The sequence below is a fragment of the Corynebacterium sp. HMSC070H05 genome, from assembly GCF_001837615.1.
Taxonomy (GTDB): Bacteria; Actinomycetota; Actinomycetes; order Mycobacteriales; family Mycobacteriaceae; genus Corynebacterium; species Corynebacterium coyleae.
The window spans coordinates 158,823-165,148 of sequence record NZ_KV833343.1 but is presented as its reverse complement, the minus strand read 5'-3'; the positions used below and the strand labels follow the sequence as shown (position 1 = coordinate 165,148).

The following is a 6,326-nucleotide window of genomic DNA, read 5'->3' as shown; positions in this document are numbered from 1 at the left end:
GAAGTGCTCGTCGATAAGCGGCGGCAGCTCCTTGGTCAGATACGTCGTCCACTTGTAACTGCCGTGCTTGTCGTGCGTTCCAGCCCAGTCGGCCTGCTGCGAGCCGATAGAGCCGCGCGGAGTGACCACATTGATGTGCTTGTCTGCGAAGAACTCAGAAGCGCGACCATCTTTCCACCACGGGGTCACCATTCCACCACCTGCGCCGCCCAGAAGGTAGAACGTCGGGCGCGGATCGGTGTTCTCAGGCCCGCCTTCCGGCAAGATGATTTCGTTTTCAATCTCGCGGCGCATCGATGGCGAGTAGACCGTGAGCACCCACACGTTGTCCTGCAAGTGCTCCAGTTTGCGGAACTGCGCAGGCGGCGCGTCCGGATCCGGGAACGTTTGGTCCACCACCGTGCTCGAGCCAAGTGACTGTGCCGCCCGGGAGCTGCCCTCGAACACAAAGCGTCCGAACAGCAGGTGGCCGAAAATACCGCTCATCATCGCGCCGATCAGGATGATCGGTATTGCTAGCGGCGGAGTATCCGGCCCAATCTGACGGAAGCCGTTGATCAGCGATGATCCCGTCCATCCAGGTGCTTCTTGCTTTTCGACGAGCCCAAGGCTCTCACGTGATTCCACCGCCGGTGCTGGCGTGGCGACGAGCAAGCTCACTGACGTAGTGGCTGCACACAGGGCCACACCGCGACGAATCATTGGTTTCACACGCCAAACTGTAGCCCAACAGCTGTCACGAACTCGACCCTGACGATTCTGACGAGCCTGACGAGCCTGACGAGCCGCGCTGCCCCAAAGGTTGTGGCGCTTCGCTTGGCAGCGGCGACTTTGTCACCGGTGTTTCGCGCTCAAACGGCTCCACATTCAACGCCGGACCGATAACGCGCCAGCTCTCACGCATGGACTTTTCAAAAAGCCCCCAACTATGTGTGCCCTCCACCTGTGGGTACCACTCCACATCCAAGCCTGCCCGCTTGGCTTTGTCGGCGAAATAGGCAGAGCACGCATAGGATGCCGCCTCAATGGTCACAGGCGGGCCAATGCGCTCCGATGATGTCTTCGACGCATCGATCGCGCCAGGTACCCCCTGGGCAGCGGCGATAAACAGCGCAGTGTCCCGCAATGCATCCAGGTTCAACACCGGCGAATGCGCCCGCCAGGCCGGGTCGCTCGACATGCCCCACATCTTCTTCGGATCAGCGCCATTCATCTTCAGCGCTTCACGCACGTAGGTGTCCCCCAGCATCCCGGTTGTGGCCGGGCACCCCGAGTAGGAGGCCGCGGCGGCAAAGCGCTCCGGCGCGATGGACGCGATGTTCAGCGCCGGCCCTCCGGACATGGAAATGCCGGCGATGGCGTCGTGGCCGGTGCCGTGGAAGTGCTCGTCGATAAGCGGCGGCAGCTCTTTGGTCAGGTATGTCAGCCACTTGTTTCGCCCTGTTGCTTTATCTTCGCGATACCAGTCAGCCTGCATCGAGGACACCGACCCAATCGGTGTAACCACGTTGACCAACTTGTCCTGGAAAAACTCCTGGTAGTCCGAAGAATTACGCCACGACCATCCGTTCGCGGCACCGTCGGCCCCCATAAGAAGGTAGAAGGTCGGGCGCGGGGTGTCGTTGTCAGGACCGCCGGGAAGAATCACCTCGTTTTTCACTTCTTTGCCCATGGCGTGCGAATAGACGACGACCTCGTAGACGTCGTTTTCGATGTGCGTTAGGGACTTCAACTCGGCCGGACGCGCGTCCGGGTCTGGGAACGTATCGCTCAGCTGGTACGAACTGAACCCTCCGGATGAGCCGCCGACGCTGGAGCCTTCGTACATGGACGAGCCGAATACTCCCCCGCCGAGCGTCGTGAGAAACAGTGCCGGCACCGCAAGCAACGGAATCGTGGAAAACAAGCTAGACGCCGCCATTGGGACGCTGAGCGCGTCGATCACGCTTGAGCCAGTTTGACGCGCTCTGCCACTTAGAAACGACGGCAACAACCACAACATAGACACAAGGTACCTGCCGGGAAGGCTCGAACGCGAAAACCTCCGACCTGGCGAACCAGATCGGAGGTTTTCTTCTTGTACCCCGTACGGGATTTGAACCCGTGTTACCGCCGTGAGAGGGCGACGTCCTAGGCCGCTAGACGAACGGGGCATTAGGACACAGAACGTAATTGCTCTGCAGCTGGCCTACCAGGACTCGAACCTAGAATGACGGTACCAGAAACCGTAGTGTTGCCAATTACACCATAGGCCATTGTTTTTCAGTTCTGACCTGCGCTTTCCGTTTCCGTTCCGCGCTGTCTGCCTGAACAACATGGAGTACTATAACCATGAATCGCTATGTGTACCAAATCCGCAGGCCACCGCATAGAAACGCGGTGGCCTAAACGTACGAAAACAACAGCGTTGTAGTTCCTACTCCGTCGCGCTCCTACTCCGCAGCCTGGTACGGCGTAACGGCGCGGGCAGCCTTGAGACGCTTCAGCGTGGACTCACGGCCAAGCAGGTCCATGGACTCGAACAGCGGCGGGGACACCGCGGCACCAGTGGTGCCCACGCGCAGGGCGCCGAATGCGACACGCGGCTTGAGCTCGAGGTCCTCGATCAGCGCCTTGTTCAGCGCTGCTTCGATGTTCTCGGTGGTCCACTCCCCCTCACCGATCGCCTCAAGCGCTGCAATACCGGCATCCAAAGGCTCGACGGCGGTGTCCTTGAGGTTCTTCTTTGCGCTCTTCTCGTCCAGCACCAAGTCATCGTCCGCGATGACAAGGAACTTCAGCAGGTCGTACGCATCGGAGAGCACCTTGATACGGGTCTGCACGAGATCCGCCGCAATGGTGAACTTGTCTTCCGGGTAATCCGCTGGGAAGTCGGTGTACTCGGTGAAGTACTCGCGCAGGCGGTTTCGGAAGTCTTCCGGCTCAAGCAGGCGAATGTGGTCGGCGTTGATTGCTTCAAGCTTCTTCTGGTCGAAGCGGGCCGGGTTACCCAGCACGTCCGAGACGTCGAAGGCCTTGACAAACTCGTCGACAGAGAAGATGTCCTGATCCGCAGAAAGCGACCAGCCCAGCAGCGCGAGGTAGTTGATCATGCCTTCTGGGATGATGCCGTTGTCGCGGTGGTTAAACAGGTTGGATTCCGGGTCACGCTTGGAAAGCTTCTTGTTGCCCTGGCCCATCACGAACGGCAGGTGGCCGAACTCGGGGGTGAAATCCGTAATACCGATACGCTTCAGCGCCTCGTAAAGCGCGAGCTGACGTGGCGTGGAGGACAGCAGGTCCTCACCGCGCAGGACGTGGGTAATACCCATGAGCGCGTCGTCGACAGGGTTGACCAGCGTGTACAGCGGCGCGCCGTTGGAGCGGGCGACAACGTAGTCTGGCTGGGTTTCGGACTTGAAGGTGACCTCACCGCGCACAAGGTCGTTCCAGGTCCAATCCTGGTCCGGCATGCGAAGGCGCCAGACCGGCTTGCGGCCTTCGGCCTCAAAGGCGTCAATCTGTTCCTGGGTGAGGTCACGGTCAAAGTTGTCGTAGCCCAGCTGCGGGTCGCGGCCTGCGGCCTTGTGACGCTCCTGGACCTCTTCGTTGGTGGAGTACGCCGGGTAGACCTCGCCGGCCTCGATGAGCTTGTTCAGCACATCGGCGTAGATGTCAGAGCGCTGCGACTGACGGTACGGCTCGTGCGGGCCACCGACGTTGATGCCTTCATCCCAGCCGAGGCCGAGCCACTCGAGCGACTCAATAATCGCCTGGTAGCTCTCTTCGGAGTCGCGGGCGGCATCCGTGTCCTCGATACGGAACACGAACTTGCCTCCGGAGTGCTTGGCTTGCGCCCAGTTGAACAGGGCGGTGCGGACCATGCCCACGTGTGGGGTTCCGGTCGGCGACGGGCAAAAGCGAACGCGCATATTGGGGTTTTCAGTCATGGGGCAATCGTAGCGCGCCATATGCATTGCGCTTGTCGACGCCCAACCGCCCCGGCGCTCACCGCCCAGGATCCAGCAACATATCGCGTTACTTCGGGTTGCGCATGAGGAAGCGCCACATTTCGTCTGCTGCAGACGGCGAGTACCACCAGAAGTGGTTCGAGCCATGCACCTTGATCACTTCCACGCCCTTGCGGCAGTTTCGCGACGACACCCGAGTCGCATTGTTGCCTGCCGGGCGCGAATCAACTCCCCCGAAGCACCCGTTGCGGCGCTCGTAGGATTTAAACAGCTCCGGCACCGGCAGCACTTGCTGGCCTCGTCGAGTAGTGCCGTGGTACGGGGTGAGTGTGTCGTTGGTGCCGTGAATGGCCATGAACGCGACCGGCAGGTTCTGGCAGCCACGGTTCACCGGGGCGTAGTACGCGCCGGACACGCCAGCAACGCCAGCAAACAAGTCCGCCATGTGGCAGGCGGAGACTGCGGCCATGCCGCCACCGGTGGACATGCCGGTGGCGTAGATCCGGCGTCGATCGATGTTGTAGTAGCGCTGGACGTCGTTGATCATTGCGCGGACAAAGGCGATGTCTTGGCCTGGACGTGTCGCTGCGGTTGCGGATCCCTCCCACGATGCTCCGATCGCGCGCGGGTAAACGATGATCGCGTCGCGGCCGACAGATGATTCACGCAGGCGTGAATAGTTACGAAAATTCTCCGTGGAGTCCTGGTAAGCGGAGTACCCCACCATGACTGGGGTGGGACGTGCAGGGTTGTACCCTCGCGGCACCCAGACGAGGTAGCTACGTCCCGCTACACGGACCTCGCCGTTGGCCCCGTTTGCCACCGGCGCCGGCGCTTGGGGCGCCCACGCACCGGGGAGATTCGGCGCGGGAATTTGCGGGGCGGGAACTGGGTTGATCGGCAACGATGAGCCTTGCGGCAGGGAGTCGTTGGCCATCTGGACAAACTTGTTCCACTCAGCATTTGCCTGGTTGACCGCGTTTGTAACTGCCTGATTCGCCTGCGAAGACAAGTCTTGCGCCTGTGCAGGGACAGGAGTGACCACCCCAGCGGCGATCATGAGCGTTGCCACGCTTCCTGCCAGTGCTTTACGGATCCGCCCAACCCGTTTCACACCAACTGCCACATTGTTACCATTTTTCACACAGGCAACAATAAATCTGGGGTATATCCGAAGCAACTGATCCGACCGCACCTTTTTGCACGCCGCCGGTTAGAGTGTTTGCCCATGTCCGTCAACCCGCTTGCCGGCCCTCCATCCGGCCGCCCCGACACTGCGCCCGATTTTCTCCTTTCGCGCGCAGAAGGATCGGTCCGCACTCAAGGCGCCACCCGCACGTTTAGCGACGCCTGGGAAGCGAACAACGCGCTAGAGCGCGGCGAGGTGGAAATGGTTGTAGGTGCGCTCCCCTTTGACCAGGACTGCCCAGCGGCGCTCACTGTGCCAGAGCACATCATTCGGGAGCCAGGCCCGCTAGAGCCGCACCCGTATTACCGGATTGGCGCAGGTTCTCGCCTTCACGCAACGCTTATCGACGTCGACCCTTCCCCCGAGGAACATCTTCGACGCGTTGAGGCCGCAGTGGGTACTATCCGCAACTCCCTGTTGGACAAGGTTGTGCTTGCCCGTGCGGTAGACATCGCCTTCGACCCGCCCGTTGATCCACGCCTCGTCGCGGCCAGGCTGATCGATCTGTCCTACACGCACGACGGTTTCATCGCGGACCTCACCCCATCTGGCCGCACGGGACATTTCCTAGTCGGCTCCTCCCCCGAAGTCCTGGTGCGCCGCCGTGGCAACAAGGTGACCTCCTATCCCCTTGCAGGTTCGGCAGCACGTGTACCGCACGATCCGGCGGCGGACCGCGCCGCAGCGGAGGCACTGGCGTCGTCGCAAAAGGATTTCGACGAACACCGCTTCGTTGTCGAGCACATCCGCGAGGTCCTCGAGCCACTTTGCTCTGACCTGCAGATTTCAGAGCGCCCAATCCTAGAAAAGACCAGCGAGATGTGGCACCTTGCCACACCGATTAGCGGCACGTTGAAGGAACCGGCACCAACAGCGCTGGATCTGGCAATGCGTCTCTACCCCACCCCTGCTGTGTGCGGCACCCCACCCGCCGCCGCAGAAGCCCTGATTACCACCGCCGAATCGGATCGCGGTTTCTACGCCGGCGCGGTCGGATATACCGATGCCGCAGGTGATGGCGAATACATGGTTGCCATCCGTTGTGCGGAGGTCAACGGCGACGGCACACACGCCCGCGCCTGGGCCGGTGGCGGGCTCACCGCAGACTCCGACCCACAGGCCGAACTCGACGAGACTTCAGCCAAACTGCGCACGATCATGCGCGCGCTGGGCCTGTAAACACGGCC

At 61.3% G+C, this 6,326-nt stretch carries 5 protein-coding genes and 2 tRNA genes; 1 reads left to right on the top strand and 6 read right to left on the bottom strand.

The annotated features are described in order from the left end of the window. The 6 genes from HMPREF2617_RS10635 to HMPREF2617_RS10610 all read right to left on the bottom strand — a co-directional run. Window positions 1–702 (bottom strand): alpha/beta hydrolase-fold protein (locus HMPREF2617_RS10635; protein ID WP_246821738.1); only part of this gene is annotated, 702 nt, incomplete at its 3' end. A gap of 34 nt (window positions 703–736) precedes the next feature. Then, window positions 737–1,906 carry an alpha/beta hydrolase gene (locus HMPREF2617_RS10630; protein ID WP_070840684.1) on the bottom strand — a complete coding sequence of 390 codons (1,170 nt, stop codon included), beginning with the start codon at window positions 1,904–1,906 and terminating at the stop codon, window positions 737–739. Between the two features lie 174 nt (window positions 1,907–2,080). Then, a tRNA-Glu gene (locus HMPREF2617_RS10625) sits at window positions 2,081–2,153 on the bottom strand. 30 nt (window positions 2,154–2,183) lie between these two features. Further along, window positions 2,184–2,255, bottom strand: a tRNA-Gln gene (locus HMPREF2617_RS10620). A gap of 177 nt (window positions 2,256–2,432) precedes the next feature. Beyond that, on the bottom strand, window positions 2,433–3,929 hold the full coding sequence (gltX, locus tag HMPREF2617_RS10615; RefSeq protein WP_070484224.1) for a glutamate--tRNA ligase: 1,497 nt from the start codon (window positions 3,927–3,929) through the stop codon (window positions 2,433–2,435). 88 nt (window positions 3,930–4,017) lie between these two features. Then, window positions 4,018–5,022 carry a CE1 family esterase gene (locus tag HMPREF2617_RS10610; protein WP_083308071.1) on the bottom strand — a complete coding sequence of 335 codons (1,005 nt, stop codon included), beginning with the start codon at window positions 5,020–5,022 and terminating at the stop codon, window positions 4,018–4,020. A gap of 156 nt (window positions 5,023–5,178) precedes the next feature. Between HMPREF2617_RS10610 and HMPREF2617_RS10605 the strand changes: the two genes are divergently transcribed. Continuing rightward, on the top strand, window positions 5,179–6,318 hold the full coding sequence (locus HMPREF2617_RS10605) for an isochorismate synthase (protein WP_070484227.1): 1,140 nt from the start codon (window positions 5,179–5,181) through the stop codon (window positions 6,316–6,318). Window positions 6,319–6,326 lie beyond the last annotated feature (8 nt).

Coding starts and splice junctions, on each gene's coding strand:
- gltX (WP_070484224.1), bottom strand. CDS start 3,929: ATGACTGAAAACCCCAATATGCGCGTTCGCTTTTGCCCGTCGCCGACC.
- HMPREF2617_RS10605 (WP_070484227.1), top strand. CDS start 5,179: ATGTCCGTCAACCCGCTTGCCGGCCCTCCATCCGGCCGCCCCGACACT.